Raw genomic sequence first — 2,385 nt, 5'->3', positions numbered from 1 at the left:
AGGGGAGCGTCGTATTGACGAAGCTCGAGGAGCTGGTGAACTGGTCGAGGAAGTACTCCTTTTTTCAGTACCCGTTCGTGACGGCGTGCTGCGGGATGGAGTTCATGTCCGTGGCGGGCCCCAAGTATGACCTGGACCGGTTCGGCGCGGCGCTGCCGCGTTTTTCACCGAGGCAGGCGGACCTTCTCATGGTGGTGGGGACGATCAGCCACAAGCAGGCGCCCATCCTGGTGAAGGTGTACAACCAGATGGCGGAGCCCAAGTGGGTGTTCGCCTTCGGGGTGTGCGCGGTATCGGGAGGGTTTTACGACAACTACGCGACGGTGCAGGGGATCGACACCCTGATCCCGGTGGACGTCTACGTTCCGGGCTGTCCGCCGCGGCCGGAGATGGTGCTGGACGGACTCATGAAGCTCCAGGCGAAGGTGGCGAAGGAAAAGTGGTCGGATTGGCCGAGGGGGGCGTCGCCGGTGACCCGGTGTTGAGGCCCGTTTGTGTTAACTCCCTGAGAAATGTTTGAAGCCTATGGATGGCAGCGTAACACTGAAGAAACTGGCTGGACGGTTTGCGGGCTCGATCCTGGAGACGCACTCGTATAGAGGGGATGACACCGCGCTGGTGAAAAAGGAGGAGATCGTCGCCGTGTGCACGTACCTTCGGGACGACGAGGAGCTTCTCTACAACTTCATGATGGATCTGACGGCGGTGGACTACCCGGGGCGGGAGCCGCGGTTCGAGGTGGTGTACCATCTCTATTCGCTTCCGTTCAATCGGCGGGTGAGGATCAAGGCGGGCGTGTCCGAGTCGGAGTGCGGGATCGATTCGGTGGTGCCCGTGTGGATCGGAGCGAACTGGTTCGAGCGGGAGGCGTACGACATGTACGGGATCACCTTCACGGGGCATCCCGATCTGCGTCGGATCCTGCTGTACGAAGGATTTGAAGGGCATCCCCTGCGGAAGGATTACCCCCTCAAGAAGCGGCAGCCCCTCATCGGGCCCATCAACTAACCAACCCCCAAGCGAGTCGTGGCTGAGCTCATGCCTGAGATGGAAAAAGAACTTCGAACCGAGTACATGGTGATCAACATGGGTCCGTCGCATCCCGTGACCCATGGAACGGTCAAATTCCTGGCGACCCTGGATGGAGAGACGATCGTCGACCTGAAGGTGGACATCGGGTACCTCCACAGGGGCTTTGAGAAGATGTGCGAGAACGGGACCTGGCAGCAGGTGATCCCGTACACGGACCGATTGAACTACGTGTCCCCCCTCATCAACAACGTGGGGTACGCCCTGGCGGTGGAAAAGCTCATCGGGATCGAGGCGCCCGAGCGGTGCCAGTACATCCGGGTGATCGCAAGCGAGCTGGCGCGCATTTCGGACCACCTGACGAACGTGGCGGCGGGGGGTCTCGAGCTGGGGGCGTTCACGGCCTTTCTCTATTTTGTGGAAGCCAGGGAGCTGGTGTGGGACCTCATCGAGATGCTTTGCGGGGCGCGGGTGACGGCCAACTACGTGCGGATCGGCGGGCTCAAGAACGATCTTCCGGAAGGGTTTGCCGAAAAGACGCGGGAGGTGTTCAAGCGGTGCCGCGAGCTGTGGGCGGACGTGGACAAGCTCCTCACGAAGAACCGGATCTTCATCGACCGGGTGCGGGACGTGGGGGCCATGCCGGCCGACGAGGCCATCGCGTGGGGCTTTACGGGTCCGTGCCTGCGGGCGACGGGGGTTCCCTACGATGTGCGCAAGGCCCAGCCCTACCTCGTGTACGACCGGCTGGACTTCGAGGTGCCCGTGGGCGAGACGGGGGACAATTTCGACAAGTACCTCGTGCGCATGGAGGAGATCCTCCAGAGCATGCGGATCGTGGAGCAGGCCCTCGCCGGGATGCCGGGAGGCCCCATCAACGTGGACATGCCCGCCTACCGGTGGCAGTCGAAGGAAGACATCGGAACGCGCATCGATTCCCTCATCTTTCATTTCAAGACGGTCATCGAGGGGATCAAGCCGCCTCCTGGCGAGGTGTACCAGGCCGTGGAGGGGGGCAACGGTGAGCTGGGGTTCTACCTGGTGAGCGATGGAAGCGGCAAGCCCTACAAGTGCCGGGTGAGGCCGCCGTGCTTTCCCCTGACATCCGCCATGCCGAGAATGATGAAGGGTCGGCTCCTGGCCGACATCGTCCCGACCTTCGATATGATCAACATGATCGGCGGAGAATGCGACAGATGATGATGCTTGCAGATGTGATCGAGTCCCTGGCAAAAATACTGTTCATCTTCGGGGTGAACGTGGGCTTTTTTTCGCCGATCCTGGGCTGGGTGGAAAGAAAGCAGAGCGCGGTGATGCAGGACCGGATCGGCGCGAACCGCGCCAATATCGGCGGGT

At 61.6% G+C, this 2,385-nt stretch carries 3 protein-coding genes; all 3 read left to right on the top strand.

The window, feature by feature from the left end; translation table 11 throughout:
- The first annotated feature begins 14 nt into the window (after positions 1-14).
- Genes MWC30_RS21490 through nuoD form a run of 3 tightly spaced genes read left to right on the top strand, consistent with a single transcriptional unit; the run spans position 15 to position 2,229 of the window.
- Positions 15-485: an NADH-quinone oxidoreductase subunit B gene (locus tag MWC30_RS21490; protein WP_368860920.1), complete on the top strand. Its 471-nt coding sequence runs from the start codon at positions 15-17 to the stop codon at positions 483-485.
- 40 nt (positions 486-525) lie between these two features.
- Positions 526-1,008 carry an NADH-quinone oxidoreductase subunit C gene (locus tag MWC30_RS21485; RefSeq protein WP_244086250.1) on the top strand — a complete coding sequence of 161 codons (483 nt, stop codon included), beginning with the start codon at positions 526-528 and terminating at the stop codon, positions 1,006-1,008.
- Positions 1,009-1,047: 39 nt separating this feature from the next.
- Positions 1,048-2,229, top strand: coding sequence for an NADH dehydrogenase (quinone) subunit D (nuoD, locus tag MWC30_RS21480; RefSeq protein WP_244086249.1), 1,182 nt, complete (start codon positions 1,048-1,050; stop codon positions 2,227-2,229).
- Positions 2,230-2,385: the final 156 nt, after the last annotated feature.

Origin of the sequence: Desulforhabdus sp. TSK (assembly GCF_022836495.1) — a bacterium.
Lineage (GTDB): Bacteria > Desulfobacterota > Syntrophobacteria > Syntrophobacterales > Syntrophobacteraceae > Desulforhabdus.
This window is presented reverse-complemented; position numbering and strand designations above follow the sequence as displayed.

Coding starts and splice junctions, on each gene's coding strand:
- MWC30_RS21485 (WP_244086250.1), top strand. CDS start 526: ATGGATGGCAGCGTAACACTGAAGAAACTGGCTGGACGGTTTGCGGGC.
- nuoD (WP_244086249.1), top strand. CDS start 1,048: ATGGAAAAAGAACTTCGAACCGAGTACATGGTGATCAACATGGGTCCG.